This window comes from uncultured Lacinutrix sp., from assembly GCF_947500605.1.
In the GTDB taxonomy this organism is placed as follows: Bacteria; Bacteroidota; Bacteroidia; order Flavobacteriales; family Flavobacteriaceae; genus Lacinutrix.
Genome location: NZ_CANMSJ010000004.1, coordinates 302,133 through 321,387, shown reverse-complemented (window position 1 = coordinate 321,387; position 19,255 = coordinate 302,133). Strand labels below are relative to the sequence as shown.

17 protein-coding genes are annotated in these 19,255 nt (G+C 30.2%); 14 read left to right on the top strand and 3 right to left on the bottom strand.

The window, feature by feature from the left end; translation table 11 throughout:
* Nucleotides 1-271 precede the first annotated feature (271 nt).
* The 9 genes from Q0935_RS08485 to Q0935_RS08445 all read left to right on the top strand — a co-directional run bounded on the left by Q0935_RS08485 (nucleotide 272) and on the right by Q0935_RS08445 (nucleotide 9,995).
* On the top strand, nucleotides 272-685 hold the full coding sequence (locus Q0935_RS08485; protein ID WP_055434816.1) for a response regulator: 414 nt from the start codon (nucleotides 272-274) through the stop codon (nucleotides 683-685).
* Between the two features lie 3 nt (nucleotides 686-688).
* Nucleotides 689-1,228 carry a heme NO-binding domain-containing protein gene (locus tag Q0935_RS08480; protein ID WP_299384594.1) on the top strand — a complete coding sequence of 180 codons (540 nt, stop codon included), beginning with the start codon at nucleotides 689-691 and terminating at the stop codon, nucleotides 1,226-1,228.
* A complete protein-coding gene (locus tag Q0935_RS08475) occupies nucleotides 1,228-3,183 on the top strand; it encodes a PAS domain S-box protein (protein ID WP_299250625.1) in 1,956 nt (651 codons plus the stop codon). Before Q0935_RS08480 ends, Q0935_RS08475 begins: the two co-directional genes overlap by 1 nt.
* Before the next feature lie 2 nt (nucleotides 3,184-3,185).
* Nucleotides 3,186-4,319 carry an FIST signal transduction protein gene (locus Q0935_RS08470; RefSeq protein ID WP_299250627.1) on the top strand — a complete coding sequence of 378 codons (1,134 nt, stop codon included), beginning with the start codon at nucleotides 3,186-3,188 and terminating at the stop codon, nucleotides 4,317-4,319.
* Nucleotides 4,319-5,383 carry an ATP-binding protein gene (locus tag Q0935_RS08465; RefSeq protein WP_299384593.1) on the top strand — a complete coding sequence of 355 codons (1,065 nt, stop codon included), beginning with the start codon at nucleotides 4,319-4,321 and terminating at the stop codon, nucleotides 5,381-5,383. The genes Q0935_RS08470 and Q0935_RS08465 overlap by 1 nt, the downstream gene beginning before the upstream one ends.
* Nucleotides 5,370-5,687 carry an Hpt domain-containing protein gene (locus Q0935_RS08460; protein WP_299384591.1) on the top strand — a complete coding sequence of 106 codons (318 nt, stop codon included), beginning with the start codon at nucleotides 5,370-5,372 and terminating at the stop codon, nucleotides 5,685-5,687. The genes Q0935_RS08465 and Q0935_RS08460 overlap by 14 nt, the downstream gene beginning before the upstream one ends.
* Nucleotides 5,688-5,696: 9 nt before the next feature.
* Nucleotides 5,697-6,410: a LytTR family DNA-binding domain-containing protein gene (locus Q0935_RS08455; protein ID WP_299384588.1), complete on the top strand. Its 714-nt coding sequence runs from the start codon at nucleotides 5,697-5,699 to the stop codon at nucleotides 6,408-6,410.
* Nucleotides 6,411-6,774: 364 nt separating this feature from the next.
* Nucleotides 6,775-7,269 (top strand): CAP domain-containing protein, encoded by a 495-nt coding sequence (locus Q0935_RS08450; RefSeq protein WP_299250634.1) that lies wholly within the window; start codon nucleotides 6,775-6,777, stop codon nucleotides 7,267-7,269.
* 119 nt (nucleotides 7,270-7,388) lie between these two features.
* Nucleotides 7,389-9,995, top strand: coding sequence for a T9SS type A sorting domain-containing protein (locus Q0935_RS08445; protein ID WP_299384584.1), 2,607 nt, complete (start codon nucleotides 7,389-7,391; stop codon nucleotides 9,993-9,995).
* A gap of 190 nt (nucleotides 9,996-10,185) precedes the next feature.
* Here the strand turns inward: Q0935_RS08445 and Q0935_RS08440 are convergent, their stop codons facing one another.
* Both Q0935_RS08440 and Q0935_RS08435 read right to left on the bottom strand, forming a co-directional pair.
* On the bottom strand, nucleotides 10,186-10,581 hold the full coding sequence (locus Q0935_RS08440) for a response regulator (RefSeq protein ID WP_299250638.1): 396 nt from the start codon (nucleotides 10,579-10,581) through the stop codon (nucleotides 10,186-10,188).
* Entirely contained in the window at nucleotides 10,568-12,088 is a 1,521-nt protein-coding gene (locus Q0935_RS08435) for a PAS domain S-box protein (protein WP_299384581.1), read from the bottom strand. Before Q0935_RS08435 ends, Q0935_RS08440 begins: the two co-directional genes overlap by 14 nt.
* 361 nt (nucleotides 12,089-12,449) lie before the next feature.
* Between Q0935_RS08435 and Q0935_RS08430 the strand changes: the two genes are divergently transcribed.
* Both Q0935_RS08430 and Q0935_RS08425 read left to right on the top strand, forming a co-directional pair.
* Nucleotides 12,450-13,007 carry a TlpA disulfide reductase family protein gene (locus Q0935_RS08430; RefSeq protein ID WP_299384576.1) on the top strand — a complete coding sequence of 186 codons (558 nt, stop codon included), beginning with the start codon at nucleotides 12,450-12,452 and terminating at the stop codon, nucleotides 13,005-13,007.
* Between the two features lie 11 nt (nucleotides 13,008-13,018).
* Nucleotides 13,019-13,789, top strand: a complete 771-nt coding sequence (locus tag Q0935_RS08425; protein WP_299384572.1) for a thioredoxin family protein — start codon at nucleotides 13,019-13,021, stop codon at nucleotides 13,787-13,789.
* A 73-nt stretch (nucleotides 13,790-13,862) separates the two neighbouring features.
* Here Q0935_RS08425 and Q0935_RS08420 read toward each other — a convergent pair whose 3' ends face one another.
* The gene (locus Q0935_RS08420) at nucleotides 13,863-15,923 is read right to left on the bottom strand and encodes a tetratricopeptide repeat protein (RefSeq protein ID WP_299384569.1); all 2,061 of its coding nucleotides are present in this window, start codon (nucleotides 15,921-15,923) and stop codon (nucleotides 13,863-13,865) included.
* Nucleotides 15,924-16,075: 152 nt separating this feature from the next.
* On the opposite strand from Q0935_RS08420, the gene Q0935_RS08415 reads away from it, so the two are divergent.
* The 3 genes from Q0935_RS08415 to Q0935_RS08405 all read left to right on the top strand — a co-directional run bounded on the left by Q0935_RS08415 (nucleotide 16,076) and on the right by Q0935_RS08405 (nucleotide 19,173).
* Entirely contained in the window at nucleotides 16,076-16,354 is a 279-nt protein-coding gene (locus tag Q0935_RS08415; protein WP_299384565.1) for an STAS domain-containing protein, read from the top strand.
* A gap of 27 nt (nucleotides 16,355-16,381) precedes the next feature.
* Nucleotides 16,382-17,626 carry an oligosaccharide flippase family protein gene (locus tag Q0935_RS08410; protein WP_299384562.1) on the top strand — a complete coding sequence of 415 codons (1,245 nt, stop codon included), beginning with the start codon at nucleotides 16,382-16,384 and terminating at the stop codon, nucleotides 17,624-17,626.
* Nucleotides 17,627-17,925: 299 nt separating this feature from the next.
* Nucleotides 17,926-19,173, top strand: coding sequence for a glycosyltransferase (locus tag Q0935_RS08405; protein ID WP_101202000.1), 1,248 nt, complete (start codon nucleotides 17,926-17,928; stop codon nucleotides 19,171-19,173).
* Nucleotides 19,174-19,255 lie beyond the last annotated feature (82 nt).

The window sequence follows — 19,255 nt, the reverse complement described above, 5'->3', positions numbered from 1 at the left end:
GAGTTTATATCTTGTTTAGAAATGACGTTAGATAAAAAAAAGGAGGATAATTATTCTCTAAACTTTCTTTTAGAACTTAGTAAAGTCAAGCATTATGCAAAGTTAAATACTCTACAGTCTATAGATTATTGCAAAAGCTAAAAATAACTCATTTCCATTCGTCGACACTTAAACGTTATTGGTCTACACTTAAATAGCTCTAATCGAAATTTAAATTTCAACCTTTTTAATAGATGTAGTTTTGGAGATATTCAAAATAAACACCCTCACAATGACTAAAAACCTTAAAATTCTTCTAATTGAAGATGATATGATTGAAATAATGAAATTGAATAGAACAATTTCTACCTTAAAATTAGACCACAAAATTATAGAAGCTAATAATGGTGAAGATGCTTTAGGTATTTTAGAACAAAAAGATAATTTACCTGATATTATTTTATTAGATTTAAACATGCCAAAAATAAATGGTATTGAGTTTTTAAATATTTTAAAAAAGGACGACGTATTAAAATACATACCAACAATAATTTTAACAACTTCAAATAATCAAAAAGATTTGTTGGAATGTTACAAAACAGGAGTTGCTGGTTATGTTTTAAAACCCTTAAAGTATGAGGATTATGTTAGTAAAATTGAAAAATTATTAGCATATTGGAGTATAAATGAATTAATAGTAGTGTAATAAATGAAAGGAATAGTTTTTACGGAGTTTTTAGAGTTAGTAGAGGATAAGTTTGGTCTAGAAATGGTAGACAATATTATAACAAATTCTAAATTAGAATCTGAAGGTGTTTATACAGCAGTAGGGACTTATAGTTTTTCAGAAATGCTACAATTATTACAGCATTTAAGTGAGAATACTGGAATATCAATAGATAATTTATTATTGGTTTATGCAGAACACTTTTTTAGTGTTATAGAAAAAAGTTATCCAGGTCTTTTGGCAACATATAAAGATCCAATAGAAATGATTTCTTCTATAGAAAACCATATTCATGTTGAGGTAAGAAAAATATATCCAGACGCCGAGTTGCCAACTTTTGAAGTCGTCGAAAAAACAGAAAATTCATTAGTAATGATATATACATCAAGTAGAGCAATGCATCATTTTGGTCTAGGATTAATGAATAAAACTTTTGAGCATTTTAATTCAACTGCAAAAATTGAATTAGAAAAAATTAAAGAAGACGGAACTGAAGTTAGATTTATTATTCACAAAAACTAATGGGTCAAGAACAAGTTGAAATATTACAACGTGCTTTAAAAAGAGAAAAAGCGGCAAGAAAAGCTGCCGAAAAAATTCTTGAAGAAAAATCAAGAGATCTTTACTCAACTTCCCAAAAACTAGAAGAACTTCTAGATCAAAAATCCTCACAACTTCAGGGTGTATTCGAAAACATTGTAGATGCATATGTTGTTATGGATATACAAGGAAGATTCATAAAATTTAATGAGGCAGCAACCAAGTTATTTGGCTACGATATTAATAGAGATGAGGTAAATGTTGTGGATCTTATTTATAAAGAAGACTACCAATATGCAATGTCTTCTTTTCTAGAGTTACAAACCAAAGGCTATTTTAAAAATTACGAAGCTAGAGTGTATACTAAATCTAAAGAGGTTAAATGGGTACACATAAATGCAAGTGTAATTTTCGATAAAAACAAAAAACCTGTTGCAGCACAAGGTATTGTTAGAGATATATCTCACCAAAAAGCTTCCGAGGAAAAATTAATTGAATCAGAAAATAGATTAGCATCACTTGTTGTAAATCTAGATAGTGGTATTGTTTTAGAAGATGAAAACAGAAATATAGTACTTACTAATAACAAGTTTTGTGAGCTTTTTGGAATAAATGCTAGTCCTAAAGATTTAGTAGGCTTAGATTGTAAAGTAGCATCAGAACAAAATAAAATTTTATTTAAAAACCCAGACGCTTTTATAGAAAGAATGCGAGCTATTGATGCTAATAAAAAAGTAGTACTTGGTGATGAGTTAGAGATGGTGGATGGTAAAATTTTAGAACGTAACTATACACCAATAGTAATTGGAGAAAAGTCTAAAGGATATTTATGGACCTTTACCGATGTTACCTTAAAACGCACTTACAGAAAAAGTTTAGAAGCACAAAAGCAAAAATATTACAATATTATTGCGAATATGAACCTAGGGATGGTGGAGTTGAATAATAACGACGAAATCCTAATGGTAAATCAAAGCTTTGAGAAAATGTCTGGTTATACAGAAGCAGAAGTTATAGGCAAAAATGCAAGGACGCTTTTTGCTGCTGAAGACGCAGATATATTAAAAAAAGAACGCGAAAAACGAAAAGAAGGTATATCAAACTCTTATGAGTTTAAAGCCATTTGTAAAAAAGGAAAAACAAGACATTGGTTAGTTAGTGGCGCACCAAATTACAATATAGATGGAGAAGTTATTGGGTCTATAGGAATACATTTAGATGTTACTGATACTAAAAGTTTAGAGCTTCAAAAAGAAAAACTTTTAGAAAAGCTAGAAAAAAGTAACGACGAACTTCAAGAATATGCACACATTGTATCGCACGATTTAAAATCACCTTTACGTAGTATTAATGCTTTGGTTAGCTGGTTAAAAGAAGATAATCAAGGGAGTTTAGATGCTACAAGTCTTCAAAATTTTGCACTTATCGAGTCTACTTTAGAGAAAATGGAACAGCTAATAACAGATGTTTTAAACTACTCTAGCGTTGGTGCAGATAATTCTGTAAAAGTAGATGTCGATTTAAATAGTATGGTTAATGAGTTGGTTAGTATGTTATATATACCCGACCACATAGAATTTAAAAGTCTTAATGTATTACCAAATATAAAAGGAGATAAAACTAAGCTACAGCAAGTGTTTCAAAACTTAATTAGCAATTCTGTTAAGTTTATAGATAAAGAATGTGGCAGTATTACAATAGATGTAGAAGATTTTAAAAGTCACTACAAATTTTCAATAAAAGATAATGGAATTGGGATTGAAAAGAAATATCACGACAAAATATTTAAGATATTTCATTCTTTAAAGAAAAGTAAAGATTCTTCGGGAATAGGATTGTCTATCGTCAAAAAAATTATCAATTTACATGAAGGTGAAATATGGTTAGATAGTGAGCCAAATGTTGGTACCACCTTTTATTTCACATTAAAAAAATAAAAATGAAAACAGTACAGTTAGTCAAGCATAAAAATAAAGATTGGGAATATGTTATAGAAAAACAAGATCTAAAAGAACCTTTAGTATTGGTTTTTGGTAACAGATATATGTTAGAAGACGATGCTGTTTATACAGATATTAAACAGTTATTTCCAGATGGACATATTGTTTTTGCATCTTCATGTGCCGAAATATCATCAGATACAGTAAATCAAGATAGTATTACTATAACAGCTATCGAGTTTGAAAAAAGCAAGTTTGTAATTAAAACTAGTAATGTTTTAAATGCAGATTTAGATAGTTATAAAACAGGAAAAGAACTTATTGAGCAATTGCCTCAAGAAGGTTTAAAATACGTGTTTGTGGTTTCTGAAGGCAGTTTTATTAATGGTAGTCAACTTACCAAAGGTATGAGTGCTTCAACAAACGATAATTTAGTAATAACTGGAGGTTTGTGTGGTGACGATGCACGCTTTGAAAAAACATTAGCATCTTACAACGAAAACCCAAAAGAAGGAGAATTAGTCGCTATTGGTTTTTATGGAGATAGCTTAGAAATTTCTTTTTCAATACATGGCGGATGGACGCCTTTTGGACCAGAGCGTATTGTAACAAAGTCTAAAGGCAATATTTTATATGAATTAGATGGGCAACCTGCTTTAGACTTGTATAAAAAATATTTAGGAGATAAAGCTAAAGATTTACCAGGAGCGGCTTTGTTGTATCCTTTAAATGTAACTTCTACAGACGAAAAACAATCTATTGTTAGGTCTATTTTAAATATAAATGAAGAGGAAAATGCTGTAATATTAGCAGGAGATATTAAAGAAGATTCCAAAGTACAGCTAATGATGACTAATGTAGATAACATTGCAAACGCATCAGAACGTGCAGCAAAACAAGCATTAGAGTACAGAAAAAACAAACCTGAATTAGCAATATTAGTAAGCTGTATAGGTAGAAAGCTAGTGCTAGATCAGCGTGTTGAAGAAGAAATAGAAGAGGTTATAGAAGTTATTGGTAAGGATGCTGTAACAAGTGGCTTTTATTCTTATGGAGAAATAGCTCCTTTTCATGGAGAAACTAGTTGTCAATTACACAATCAAACCATGACCATAACGCTAATAAGCGAATAATGAATTCATTATTAAAAAGGCAAATTCGTAAATTTTTAAGTAACGAATTAAAAAACAATGAAGACATAGCAGAGTTTATTAATGCTGTAGACCTGTCTTACAATAATTTTGATGAGCAGTCTGTAATGATTCAAAGAGCAATGGCTATTAGTTCAGACGAATTATATCTTGCTAATAGAAAATTACAAAAGGAAGCAGACGAGCAAAAAGAAGTTATCGATAAGCTTAAAAGTGTTATCGATACATTAAAGTTTTATAATTTAAAAGAAGACGAAAAAGCAGACGATGTAGAGTTAACAGGTTCTAATTTGGTAGATTTTATCGATAGTCAAACCAAAGAAATCGTTCAGGTTAACAAGCAAAAACAATCGATGTTAAACGAGCTTGCGCATCAAAATCAGGAGCTTAGTGATTATGCACACATGGTATCTCACGATTTAAAATCACCATTACGTAGTATAGATACATTAACAACTTGGTTGGCTCAAGATTATGAAGAAACCTTCGATGAAAATGGAAAAAACACACTAAAACTGATAAGAACAAATGTTGAAAAAATGGATACCTTAATTAGTGGTATTCTAGAGTATTCAACAATTGGTAAAAATCAAATAGAAGTTTACGATGTAGATGTAAATAATCTTATTGAAGATATTTTAAATAGTATTCAAATTCCAAGTCATATTAATATAACAAAGTCTAATTTACCAATAACCAAAGGAGATAAATATAGGCTGCAGCAGTTGTTTCAAAATTTAATTGGGAATGCTGTAAAGTATAATGATAAAGCAGAAGGAATTATAGATATTGGCTTTGAAGATCAAGACAACTATTGGCAGTTTTATATAAAAGATAACGGAAAAGGTATCGAAGACACTTACTTCGAAAAAATATTTAAAACTTTCGAAAAACTAGAAAACAATCCAGAATCCTCTGGAATAGGTTTGTCTATAGTTAAGAAAATAGTAGAGTTATATGGTGGTAAAATATGGCTAGAATCTCAAGTTAATGTTGGAACTACTTTTTATTTCACCTTAAAAAAAATCCCAAATGGAACAACCTAATCAATCTTACATTAATAGTTTGTCTGGAGGAGACGAAGCTTTTAAGCAAAAACTTATAGATGTTATTAAAAGCGAGTATCCAGAAGAAAAAGAAGTCTACGTAAATAACTATAATGCTAAAAATTATAAGTTAGCGGCAGATAATGTGCATAAACTTAAGCATAAAATTAGTATTTTAGGGCTTGAAAAAGGTTATGAAGTTGCAGTTGCTTACGAGAATAATTTGCTAGATGGTAGTATAGACCAAAAAGAAGAATTTGAAGCAATATTAGACAGCATTACTAACTACTTAAAGACCCTCTAAATATTATTTATGAATTGTATTATTATTGATGATGAAGCTACTGCAAGAATGATTATTACTCAATTATGCTCGCGTGCACCAAGTCTTAATGTTTTAGAAGAGTTTCCTAATGCAATGCAGGCCATAAAGTATTTAAATCAAAACGAAGTAGATTTAATTTTCTTAGATATACACATGCCAGATTTTACAGGTTTCGATTTTATTGAAACACTAAAAAATCCACCAAAAATAGTACTTACAACATCAGACCCTAACTTTGCAATTCAAGCTTTCGAGTACGATTGTATTGTAGATTATTTAGTAAAGCCAATTACACAAGAGCGCTTTTTAAAAGCAATAGATAAAGCTGAAGCGAAGCAAGAAACGGCAATAAAACCAGAGTCTAAATCTCAAAATGTAGAAACTACTTCTGGTAATGATTTATATGTAAATATAGACAGGCGTTTAATTAAAATAGATATACCAAGTATTTATTTGGTTGAGGCCAAAGGCGATTATATACAGGTTAAAACTGAAGATAAAAATTATACAGTGCATTCTACACTTAAAAAAATTGAAGAAAAACTACCAGACAGTTTGTTTTTAAAAGTACACAGGTCTTACATTATTAACATCAAAAAAATTATTGACATTGAAGATAACAGTGTTTTAATTAAAAAAGATGTTATTCCGGTTAGTAGATCTAACCGACCAGAACTAATGAAACGCTTAAACTTACTATAATCGTGTATTTCGTCGATTATTGTAGTGCTTTGTCTTAAGTGTCTTTTCAAATAAATTTAAAAAATAACAATCACTTCTTAACGTATTACTTTTACAGTGTTATCATTTAAGGGATTGATTGATTATCAACTTAAAAAGACAGAAATTTTAATTTCTGTCTTTTTTTTATGCGTTAAATTCTCCTAATTGCTTCAAATAGAGAAGTGTTGTGTTTTTTTTTAAGTGTGGGAATAATCGGTTAATAGTACTTTTGTAGGTTTAACTTTAGTATTCTACCATTCGTCTATACTTAGAATTGTAATAATCGAAAAATATAAAACACAGCTGTCTTTCAAATTAATTTTGTCATCAAATTAAACCAACCATGATGAAAAATATAATTTTAATAGCCGTTTTGTTTAGTACGTTTTTAATGTCTTGCTCAGTTGAAGAAGAGGCAAACATACCTAATGAATATAGTTCGCAAAACACAAATGTAACATACACGCAGTTAGATTATGAAATTGCAGAGCTTATTAATAGTTATAGAATTTCTCAAGGTCTTAATGCTTTAAATATACTAAACGAAGTGTCTAGAGAAGCTATTACACATAGTCAGTATATGGTTAATCAAGGCGCATTAAGTCACGATTATTTTTATTTAAGATCTCAAAATATAATAGATGCTGTAAATGCCGAAAACGTTTCAGAAAATGTAGGCTTTGGCTTTACTAATGCACAATCGTTAGTTAATGCTTGGTTAAATAGTGAAGGGCACAGGCAAAATATAGAAAATCCAGATTTTACAGACTTTGGTATTTCAACACAACAAGACGAAGAAGGTAAAAACTACTTTACTAACATCTTTGTAAAGCTATAAAAAGTGTTTGTCTACAGAGAATTACCATTCGTCTACACTTAAATTACGCTAAACGAAAAACACTTTTTAAGGCAAGCTATAAAAGTAAATTTGTACTATAATAAAGCAATAAATACGCCATGATAACAAAACTACACACATTAAAAAATCAAACAGTACTACTTTTAGTAATATTGCTAAGCTTAACTACAGAAGCTCAAAACATACCTTTTAATTGCGATTATAGTGCTTATTTATTTCAACGTAATGATGTGTATGCTATAGACCTAGCTTCTGGTAACTCTTACCTTGCAGCAACAGATATTACACCTGGTAATATTAATGCAACGGCATATAATCCTGCAGATGGTTTTATTTGGGGATATTTAAGTTCGCCTTCTAAAACAATTGTTAGAATTGGTAAAGATTTTCAAACTACATCTTTTACAATACCAGAATTAACAAATGGTAATAAATATGTTGGTGATATTAGTTCAGGTGGGATTTATTACTTTAAAGCTGGAGGAACAAGTTATTTTAAAATAGATCTAAATCCAAGTTCTCCTACATATACGCAATACTTGTCTACGGAGAATTTATCACAAAACATTAGCATTCATGATTGGGCATTTAATGCTGTAGATGATAATTTATATGCAGTCGAAAAGAATACTAATATTTTATATAGAATTAACCCAACTACTAGTGTTGTAACGCCTTTAGGTATTATTCCAATTTTATCTGGATTAAGCTATACTTATGGTGCTGTTTATTTTGATGCAGATGGTCGTTTTTATGTATCGGCAAACGAAACAGGAACTGTATATGTAATGCAAAGTGTTCAAGATTTAGATGGAATAAATGTTATAGAATCTAACTTATTTGCATTCGGACCTTCAAGTTCTAGTAACGATGGTGCGCGTTGTCCTACAGCTCCTGTTGCACAAGAGATTTGCGATAATGGAATTGATGATGATGGAGATGGTTTAATTGATTGTGAAGATCCTTCTTGTTCTGGTTTTGGTAATTGCGAAGTTATTGCTCCTCCAACAACAGCTAATGATGGTGGTTTAGAAAGTAACGGAAGATTATCTGATGCCATTAATAAACGTAATTATAATCGTGCTAAAAACAGTTATAAGTTCAACCAGAAGACAGCAAAACGTGTAACGAGAGATTCTAGTAAAAATGCTAATAAAACATCATTTACTGGTTTTCAATTACAAGATTTTGTACCATTAACAACAATTAATGAAGATTATGCTATAGATTCTACGCCACAAGATTTATTAAATATTACTAATGCTACCGAAGTGTATTCTGTAGATTACATGCAAAACGATGCTTCTATAGCTTCAATATTAGCTTTAAAAACTGAGAATGGAGTATACGAACACACAAAATATATATGTGATAGATTATTAGGAGCAGAACTAATTTCGGTTTCAACAATTGATGTTAACGATCAAGCTTTTATAAAGTCTATTATTAAAAATGCAGATGGTAGTTTTGAATACGTTTTAAGCTTATCTGCCAAAGTAGAAAATAACGATGCTAATTTTGCAATAGAAAGTCATTGGAATTTAGATTTGTATGAAGAGAATGTAACGTTTTACAACTTTCAAATCTGGTCAGACTCAATAGACGATTTATATCTTTTAGCGGAAGAAGTATTGAATCTTTTAAATACAGAAAAAACAATTTCAGGTTACCAATTATCTACACCTCCAACGGTTTTTGTTAGAAAAGGAAAGTACAACAATGGTGCTTTAGATCTTCAAATTATAAATACAAATGCAACTGAAGATGTAGCTTTCGATTCTGGTTATAGAGTTACAGAAACTAGCGATTTTAATTACACATCGTCTAACATAAACTTAAACGAAAATTACATTACAGATATTCAAGTGCCAACAGGACATTTATTTGATGTAGGTTTTAGAATTGGAGATGGCGTAAATACACCAGACGATTTATTCATGTCTGATGGACCATGGGGAATTGATGATTCTCAAGCTAGCACAACGGTAAGTGATTATGTTATCTCACCAAATACTAGCGATTTTGATACTCAAGATTTTCCAATAGAAAGAAATTTAAATCTTACAGCAACAACAAGTACTTATTTTGCAGCTTATAGAGCTATTACGCCACGTTTTAAGGCTGTAGATTTAACAGATTTTAGTAGTCTAAAATTAAGAGCAAAAGGAACAGGTAATTTAGAAATTACTTTAGTAAAGCAAAGTATTACTAATTGGGATGAGCAGTACAAAACAACTATTGCATTAACAAACGAGTTACAGAGTTATGCACTTTTATTCTCAGATTTTACATCTCCTTTAGCTGCGTTCGATGCTAGCGATATTGTAACAATTGTATTTACAATGGTAAGTGAAGATGGTACAATTACAACAAAAGAGATGAATTTACAAGATGTACGTTTCTCTAGAGGTAATACCTTATCTGTAAATGATTTTGAAACTAATATTACAACAAATACACTTGCTGCATATCCAAATCCAATGGTTAATACATCAAGCATTCAGTTTACGTCTAATAAAACAGAGACAGTAGAGTTGGTAATATATAATCAATTAGGGAAAATAGTTTTTAATAAAATAGTAAAAACTCAAGTTGGTAAAAATAAAATAGCACTACAGAAACAAAATTTAAGTTCAGGATTATACATATGTAAATTATCTGGAACACAAACACTTTATAATCCCTTGAAGTTGCTAGTTAAGTAACAACTAACATTTAGTTTTTTATTATTAATAGCGTAGAAACTTAAAATTTGTAATAGCATATTAAATAGTTTCTATTAAGGGCAAAAGAAAATCTTTTGCCCTTTTTTTATGGTGTAATTTAATACTAGCTTTTCATTTTTGTGAAAAGGTTTATAGCCCAAAAGAAAGCTAACTTACTATTATATATTAACTATGCCTTTATTTGCATTATTTCTAATAACGATTCTCTTGTTATGGGTTTTACTATAAAATCGCTTACTTGTTCGTAGGTTTTTGCTTTATTAAAATCGGCTGGATCAATAGAAGAACTTACAATATATATAGTTGTTTTTTGCGATATTTTTAATTTAATAAATTCGTCAAGAAACTGCCAACCATCCATTATAGGCATGTTTAGATCTAATAGAATAAGATTAGGAATGGTTTTTCCAGAATCTATAATTTGTTTTAAACCAATAATAGCTTCTTTCCCATTATTGTAAACTGAAAAATTTTCACTTAAATGTGATGACTTTAAAATTCTTTTAACAGCAAAAACAAAAATAGGATCGTCGTCTATTAAGCAGGTTGAATCAATTTGTGTCATGTTTTAAATATATTGTAAACTTTGTACCTTTATTTACTTGGCTAACTACTTTAACCTTACCTCCCATAGCTTCAATTTGGCTTTTTGTAATATAAAGACCTAAACCTCTTGCTTTTTCGTGCCTATGAAAAGTTTTGTATAAACCAAAAATTTTATCTTTATGCAGGTCTAAATCTATGCCTAAGCCATTATCTTTTATGTTTATTTTTATATAGTTTTTAGTTTTTTTTGCACTAATGTTTATTACAGGCTTAATGTTTTCTCTCCTATACTTAATTGCATTAGAAATGAAATTTAATAAAATACTATCTAGATAGGCAGGTATAATAGAAACCTCTGTTTTATCATTTATATCTATATTTATACTAGCCTTTGTTTCTAATATCTCTGCCCTAAAACTTCCTAAAGCATTATTAACAAATTGTAGTAAATTGATGTTTTTAATTTTTTCCTTTTTACTAGAATTTATATTTGAAACTTCATTCAGGTTTTGAATAGTTTCACTTAGCTTGATTACAGCTTCTTTAATTAATGGAAAAAAATCATTTTTAGTTTGCTCTGGAATTTCAGCAGCCATTAGGTCAAGTAACATTTCTAAGTTGCCAGAATGCGATCTTAAATTGTGAGATACAATATGCGCGAAATTTAGAAGTTTTTCATTTTGGTTTTTGGTAGTCTGTAATAACGATTCTACTTTTTTGTAAGCAAATTTTCTTTCGGTTATATCTATAATTTGAGATATAAAGTGAATAGGATTGTTTATTTCGTCTCGCAGTACAGAAACAGACAGAATACAGTATATTATAGATCCGTCTTTTCTAAAATAACGTTTCTCACACTTAAATTTGTCTAATGTTCCATTAATTAAGGCTTCAATATTGTTGGGTATAATATTTATATCTTCGGGATGAGAAAGAGTATTTACTTTAAAACCAATAAGTTCTTCTTTAGTGTAGCCTAAAAAACCGCAAAAACTTTTATTTAAAGAAATAATTTCACCCTTTAAATTTATTAAAGCCATTCCATTGGGAGCATGCTCAAAGGTTGTGCTTATTAGCTTTTCTTTAAGTTCAAGGCTTTTAATTAAATTATTTTTATCAGTAATATCTTGTAAAGCTCCAATAATTTTAACAGTAACTCCATCTTTAATTACAGGATAACCAACAATACGCACCCATTTTAAATTGTTTTTAGCAGTTTTTAATTGAAAATCTGTATCGTATTTTTCTTGATGATTTACAGCTCTGTTAAATAATTTAGTTACTAAATCTCTATTGTAACCTTCTAAAAAAAAATTAATACCTTCTAATATATTAGGCTTATAATCAGGTTCTACTTCATGAATTGTCTTGGTCATTGTACTCCATGTTGCAGTGTTGGTTAGTAAGTTTACTTCCCAAGAACCAATAGCCATAGACTCTTGCAATGAGTCCATGTAAGTACCCATTTCATTTTCATTCGTAGTTAAATTGTGTTTCTGAAATAACTGTTTATAGAGTTCTTTCATAACTAGATGGTTAATTTTTAATAAGATTTGAGGCTTATTAATGGTTAATAGCGAATTAAGAGTAAATATAGTAATTTTTTAAGGTTTAAAGGTGAGTTTATCCGTTAAAAAACGACGATGATTACTGTTGTTTTTTGAGTAATTAAAAAATAAACGAGTGTTTTACTGTGTATTTAATAGTTGCCTGAGTAATGTTAATAAGTATTAGAAACCGAATACTATTTTTTATTTAGGGAATAAGTTTTGGTTCAGAAGGAGTTAATTTTACAGTTATTTTAATTTGATTGCTTAATAAAAATAACAAACTCCTAATTAAACCTTTTACAATTTAAAAAGTCTTACTATTTTAAACCTTCCTATTTTGGTAAAAACACTCTTTGTAAAACAAAAATTACAAGCAATAATAGTGCTGTTGTTAGTATTCTGTTTTTGCGCAAGCTGTAATGGTATTAAATCTGATAATACTGCAGCGTCAACTGTTAGTAATAAAACAATTAACGATAGTATTTCTGTTTATAATTTTGAAGAAATTGAACCTTTATTATATACAAATACTAATAAAACCTACATTGTTAATTTCTGGGCAATGTGGTGCGCGCCTTGCGTTAAAGAATTACCATATATCGAAGCCTATGCAGATAAATATCCTGATGTTGAGGTGTTATTGGTGAGTATGGATTTTCCAAAAGATATTGATACTAAGCTTAAACCGTTTTTAAAGACAAAAAATATAACTAATAAAGTGGTTATTTTAGATGATCCAGATTCTAACACTTGGATAGATAAAATAGATTCAAACTGGTCTGGAGCAATACCATTTACCATTGTTTTTAACAATAAAAAACGTGCTTTTTTCGAGCGTTCGTTTGAAAGTGTAGAAGACTTAGAAACAGAAATAAATAAAACAATTAATAATTAAATAATTTAAAAATGAATAGAATGCGTGTAGTATTTGTAATGCTTGCTTTATCTGTAGGAGTATTAATGTCTTGTAAAGATAAGGAGAGTAATAAAAACGAAATAGCTTTAGAGCATGATGGTAGAGGTCATGGACCAGAAGGTGACCATGAACATGGAGACCGAAAAGGACCACCACCACATGGAGGAGATAGAAAAGGACCGCCTAAAGGAGGTAGCCCAGAACAAACAAAAACTATAGAGGAAATTGGAGGCTATAATATTGGAGATGTCGCTACAGATTTTAATCTTAAAAATGTAGATGGTTCAATGGTTTCTCTAGCTAGTATCGATAATGCTAAAGGTTATATTGTAACATTTACTTGTAACGAATGTCCTTTTTCAAAGTTATATGAAGACCGTTTAATCGAGTTACATAATACGTATGCACCACAAGGTTATTCGGTAATTGCTATAAACCCAAACAGTCCAGAAAACGAAAAAGAAGGTTATGCAGCAATGCAAGCAAGAGCTAAAGAAAAAGGATTTACGTTTTCTTATTTAGTAGACGAAGGTCAGAAAATTTATCCACAATATGGAGCGGTAAGAACGCCACATGTGTTTTTATTAGATAAAGATCGTAAAGTTCAATATATAGGTGCAATAGATGATAATTCTAAATCTCCAGAAGATGTAAAAGTTAAGTATGTTGAAGATGCAATAAAAGCTTTACAAGCAGGTAAAAAGCCAGAGGTTACTTTAACCAAAGCAATAGGTTGCCCTGTAAAAGCTAGTAGAGGATAATTAATAGCAGATTATATTTTATTTTAAAAAACACAAGCGTAAGGCTTGTGTTTTTTTGCTTAATTGCTATGTTTTATTCCCTAAAAAGCGGTTTTTCAAATAATAACCATTTAAAACGTAATCCAATTTCGTTAAAGGTAAATCCTGCTGCAGTTGCAGAGGCAATGTTACTTCGTGTGCCAAATAAATTAGCCATACAACGCTCCGAGAATTTATAACCCAATTTTCCTTGTATTCTGTAAGTGCTTTGGCTACTGTCGTCTTCTATGTATTGTAATCCTGTTGCTGCAGTAAGTTCGTAAAACCATTCTTTAGGTTTTGCAATATTTTCGTCTTTAATAATATTAACAAAAACTTCTACAGCATTAAATGTTTCTGGAGAAAAATAGATTGTTGGTACTTGGTTTTTAAACGTAATGTATTGGTAGTTTAAACCAGCTTTAAGCGAAGGTTTTGGTAATATATTGTAGTATAAAGACGTAAACAATAAATTTCTAGCATTACTATCACTTTGGCTAGTATAAAAGTATTGTGTAAACCATCCTAAATTAAAATTAGTGTTTAAACTGTAATTAGCATAAAAGTTATTTTGTACAATTTCACGATCTAATAACTCTGCATTAAAGCTTTGTAATTCACGTTTGTAACCAACCGTTAAATCCTGTAGCTTAAAAGGTTTTATATTAAAAGACACATCTGTTAATAGTTGTGTGTAATCATTAGTGGTTGCTTTTGCCGATGTTAATCCTGCAGTACCTTTAAAGGTTAAGTTTGGTAATAATTGATAAGATATACCTGCACTAAAGTCGTTAGAGGTAGCATCGTTATTAGTAACAGCATTAGTAGTACTTCTGTAATTATAGCTTCCTAAAATTTTAAATTTTGTAGAAAAAGGAAACTCGACACTATTGTTAAAAGCAAATGCTTCGTTATCTCCATTATCAAAAGTATACGATGTTTTTCCTTCGTAAGAAGGTGTAAATGTAGTGTTAAGATTTTTTATAAAGTTAGTAGCGTCTTTTTGGTTCTTGTAAAACTTTAGAGTGTTTTCGGCAGAAGTATAAGCATCATCATATTTACCTAATGCTTTTAAGGCATTTGCGTTTCCAAGATTGCCATCAAAAGATGTACTATCATTAACCAAAATTTGATTATAATCTTTTACACTCTTTTTAAAATCACTTTTATAAATATTAAGAGTAGCGCGTAAGGCTAATACCCAATTATCGTTGGGTTGGGTTTCTATTAATTTAGCTATAAGTGTATCCGCAGTTTTATATTTTTTATTCCAAATTAAAGCCTGTGCATAACGCTCTGTTGTTTGTTGTGTAAGTGTTGTGTCTGCTGTATCCTCTAAACTATCATAAGCTTGCTGGCTTAATTGTAGAGCATCTTTTTCTTTTCCTTTTAAATGATTTACTAATGCTAAACCATTTAATGCAGTAATTTTATTTTCAGGGTTTTCGGCTAAAATATCATACGTTGCTTTAGCATCGTCTAGTCTATTTGCTATTAAATATAGGTTTGCTAAGTTTAATAATGTGTCTTTGTCATTATTAAACAATGTAAGATTTTGTTTTAATAAGGCTTCTGCTTCATCGTATTGTTGTGCTTGTTGTTTTTGATAAGCGTATCCTAAATACATATACTTTTTAGAGGTTAAAGCATTTGGGTTTCCTGGTAATACGTCCAATGCTTTATCAACATATTTTAAAGCATCTTCATATTCTTTTAAATTGGATAAGGTGTTAGCATAACTTAATAATGCCGGAAAGCTTTTAGGGTCTTCGTCTATTAAACTTTTAAAATAAGTTTTTGCTTTTGGAAAATTACTATTCCATAATAAAGATTCGCCATAATTTAGTTTTACCTCAAAATCTGTTGGATAATCTGCTAATAAGATTGTAAAAAGAGTGTTTGCTTCTTCTGGTTTTCCGTTTAATCCAATGGCACGACCATAACATAGTCTAGCAGTTTTATTGTCTGGATGTTCCTTTAATATGGTTTTAAAAAACGTTTCCGCTTTAGCGTACTTACCAGTTTCTAGATAGGTAAAGCCTTCTTGCATGTCTTGCGAATAGCCAAAAATAGCAGTTAGTAATAAGGTAAGTAGGAGTATAGATTTGAGTTTCATGTTCTAGTTTTAAATCATTTGCAAGTTAAGCATTCATATTCAATCATTCGTCTACACCAATGGTCCACTCATCGAAATTCAAAAGTCTTTGAGAGGTTTGCGTCGCATCTTTGTATCAGAAATCAAACACAAACAATTTAAAAATAACAATTATGGCATTAACAATTTCACAACAAGACAATACAATTACATTAGAAGGTAAATTAAACGCAACAACGGTAAGAAACTTTAAAATGCATTTTGGATTAATTCAAAATCCTTTTAGAAACTTAACCATTGACTTTGATAAGGTTACTGAAATTGATGAATCTGCACTTTATACATTAAAAGAAATGTATAAAAATGAAGCATTAAAAAGTAATCCATTTTTTGTTACAGGCTTTAGAAGTGAAGAAATCTACGAAGATTATCAGTTTTCTAACATAGCCTAATTAATAATACCAAAAACACTTAATAAGATGCAAGCTCTATCTCTTTCAATACCAAAAAAAATATCTCAAGAACAATTGTTTATGCTAAGCGTATTGGCAGTAAATGGAGGAAATTATTTGTACAATCTTATTTTAGGTCGTGTGTTAGGTCCAGCACAATTTGCAGATGCTGCTGTATTAATTACCTTTTTATTAGTGCTATCTTTTGTAGCTATGACGTTTCAATTGGTAACTGCAAAGTTTTCTGTGGTTTTTGAAAACGAAACTTTTACAAATTTTATTTCAAAATTTTATAAAAATGCAACAATTGTTGGTTTAGGGTTGGGAGCGTTAATTATTGTTTTTGCAAATCAATTACAAGCGGTTTTTAATACGTCGTCTTCTAGCATGTTTACTATTTTTGGAATTGGGGTGCCTTTATACTTTTTAATGAGTGTAAACAGAGGTGTCTTTCAAGGTAAAAAAGAATTCAAGTCTTTATCAATTACCTATCAAGCTGAAATGCTAAGTCGATTAGTAATTACGTTAGCGTTAATCTTTTTGTTTGATATACAATCTTCGGTTGTGATTGCTATCGGAATTTTAATCTCTTTTGGATTTGGTTTAGTGCCTTTCAAATTTAAAAACTTAAACTTTAAAAAATCAATTGCTATTGAAGCTAGCCAATCTAAACAAGTTAAAAGCTTTTTTATAATTACAGCGTTTTACGAGCTTACACAGATTATAATTAACAATAGTGACATCTTATTAGTGAAACATTACTTTGATGCTTACGATGCAGGTTTGTACGCTTCTTTAGCTTTAATAGGTCGTATAGTATACTTCGTAGCTTGGATGTTTGTCATGTTATTATTGCCAACAGTGGTTCAGCTTAAAAAAGAAGGAAAAGCAACAGCGCCTATTTTATTTGAATACGTTGGTTACATCGCAGCAATTGCAACAGCAATAGTTATTGGTTGCGCATTGTTTCCAGAAACAGCAATTACCATGTTATTTGGAGATAGCTATTTGGAGATGGCTCCATTATTATGGAAGTACGCATTAGCAACAGGTTTGTTTGCCATATCAAACATCTTTGCTTATTACTACTTATCGTTAGATAAATTTATTCCTGTAGTAATTTCAGGAATCTTCGGAATGCTTCAAATGGTATTAGTTATCTTTTTTCATGACAGTTTAGAGCAGGTAGTACACATGCAGATTATAGCAATGGTGTTATTGTTAGTCATGCAATTGTCTTTCTTTATTTTTAATGTGAAGAATGAGAAGTAAAATATTAGAGTATGTCATTCAGAGCAAGACTGTCATTCAGAGCGAAGCGAAGAATCTCATATAAGAGTGTTGTAGGAAGTATAGATTTTTAAGTGGCATCTCCTTCTAAATGAAAAGATTATTTTCATCATTTCTTCATAAAAACATTAAAATACAACCATCGATAAAAAAGTGAAACGACACTTACTTTCCATTCGTCGACAGCAACTTGCAACCTATCTAAACTCAACTGAATATGTCTCTTTAATAACGCAAATTTGTAGTGTAATTAAGAAACAATATATTAAAAACATATAATAATGAAACTAGCAATCGTAACAGCATATCCACCAAGTAAGGTAACTTTAAATGAGTATGCTTACCATTTAGTAAAGCACTTTAGACAAAAAGAAAATGTTACTGAAATTGTTTTATTAACAGATAAAACAGAAGGAGCAAAAGATATTGCTTTTACAGAAGATGGTTGTAAGATTACAGTTAAAGAGTGCTGGGCTTTTAATAGTTACACAAATATTTTAAATGTAACTAAAGCTATAAGTAAAACTAAGCCAGATGCAGTTTTATTCAACTTACAATTCATGAAGTTTGGAGACAAAAAAATAGCAGCAGCTTTAGGATTAATGTTACCATTGGTTTGTAAACTAAAAAAGATTCCTAATATCGTGTTATTGCATAATATATTAGAAGAAGTAGATTTAGGATCAGCAGGATTTACAAGTAGCAAAATCATGCAAAAAGTATATGGTTTTATTGGAACAAGCTTGACAAGGTTAATCTTACAAGCAGATACGGTTGCAGTAACAATGCAAAAGTATGTTGACATTTTAGAGAAAAAATATAAAGCTAAAAATGTGACATTAATTCCGCACGGAACTTTTGAGATTTCTGAAGAAAAGCCAGAATACGATTTACCACAAGGTCCTTTACAAGTTATGACTTTTGGTAAATTTGGAACCTACAAAAAAGTAGAGGGTATGATTGAAGCGGTTGAGAAAGTAAGAGCGTCTACAGGATTAGATCTTGAAGTTGTAATTGCAGGAACAGACAACCCAAATGTGCCAGGTTATTTAGCAAAAGTCCAAGAAGATTATAAGCATGTGCCGCAAGTACGTTTTACGGGGTATGTTGAAGAATATGAAGTGCCAACCTTATTTAAAGAAAGTGCGGTAGTTGTATTTCCTTATACATCAACAACAGGAAGCTCAGGTGTTTTACATCAAGCAGGAAGTTATGGTAAAGCAGTAGTGATGCCGGATTTAGGAGATCTTGCTTTATTAGTAAAAGACGAAGGTTATAAAGGTGAATTTTTTGAGCCTACATCTGTAGATAGTTTAGCAACAGCAATTGAGGCTATTGTAACAAACGACGCTCACAGAATTGCTTTAGGAAAATCTAATTATCAAGCAGCAACAGCGTATCCAATGGAGAAAATTGCAGACATGTATTTAAATAAGTTTGATGCTATTATTGCTAAAAAGTCGCCAAGTAAAACAGCAAGAAAAACAAAAGAAAAAGCAGTGGTTTTAGAACCAACAACACTAGAATAACAGTAATATACGATACCTTTTTTGTCCCAAACAAATAATATATCAAGTGTCAGTTTATTGACATTATTATCAAAGACTCTCA

Coding starts and splice junctions, on each gene's coding strand:
- Q0935_RS08485 (WP_055434816.1), top strand. CDS start 272: ATGACTAAAAACCTTAAAATTCTTCTAATTGAAGATGATATGATTGAA.
- Q0935_RS08480 (WP_299384594.1), top strand. CDS start 689: ATGAAAGGAATAGTTTTTACGGAGTTTTTAGAGTTAGTAGAGGATAAG.
- Q0935_RS08475 (WP_299250625.1), top strand. CDS start 1,228: ATGGGTCAAGAACAAGTTGAAATATTACAACGTGCTTTAAAAAGAGAA.
- Q0935_RS08470 (WP_299250627.1), top strand. CDS start 3,186: ATGAAAACAGTACAGTTAGTCAAGCATAAAAATAAAGATTGGGAATAT.
- Q0935_RS08465 (WP_299384593.1), top strand. CDS start 4,319: ATGAATTCATTATTAAAAAGGCAAATTCGTAAATTTTTAAGTAACGAA.
- Q0935_RS08460 (WP_299384591.1), top strand. CDS start 5,370: ATGGAACAACCTAATCAATCTTACATTAATAGTTTGTCTGGAGGAGAC.
- Q0935_RS08455 (WP_299384588.1), top strand. CDS start 5,697: ATGAATTGTATTATTATTGATGATGAAGCTACTGCAAGAATGATTATT.
- Q0935_RS08450 (WP_299250634.1), top strand. CDS start 6,775: ATGATGAAAAATATAATTTTAATAGCCGTTTTGTTTAGTACGTTTTTA.
- Q0935_RS08445 (WP_299384584.1), top strand. CDS start 7,389: ATGATAACAAAACTACACACATTAAAAAATCAAACAGTACTACTTTTA.
- Q0935_RS08440 (WP_299250638.1), bottom strand. CDS start 10,581: ATGACACAAATTGATTCAACCTGCTTAATAGACGACGATCCTATTTTT.
- Q0935_RS08435 (WP_299384581.1), bottom strand. CDS start 12,088: ATGAAAGAACTCTATAAACAGTTATTTCAGAAACACAATTTAACTACG.
- Q0935_RS08425 (WP_299384572.1), top strand. CDS start 13,019: ATGAATAGAATGCGTGTAGTATTTGTAATGCTTGCTTTATCTGTAGGA.
- Q0935_RS08420 (WP_299384569.1), bottom strand. CDS start 15,923: ATGAAACTCAAATCTATACTCCTACTTACCTTATTACTAACTGCTATT.
- Q0935_RS08415 (WP_299384565.1), top strand. CDS start 16,076: ATGGCATTAACAATTTCACAACAAGACAATACAATTACATTAGAAGGT.
- Q0935_RS08410 (WP_299384562.1), top strand. CDS start 16,382: ATGCAAGCTCTATCTCTTTCAATACCAAAAAAAATATCTCAAGAACAA.
- Q0935_RS08405 (WP_101202000.1), top strand. CDS start 17,926: ATGAAACTAGCAATCGTAACAGCATATCCACCAAGTAAGGTAACTTTA.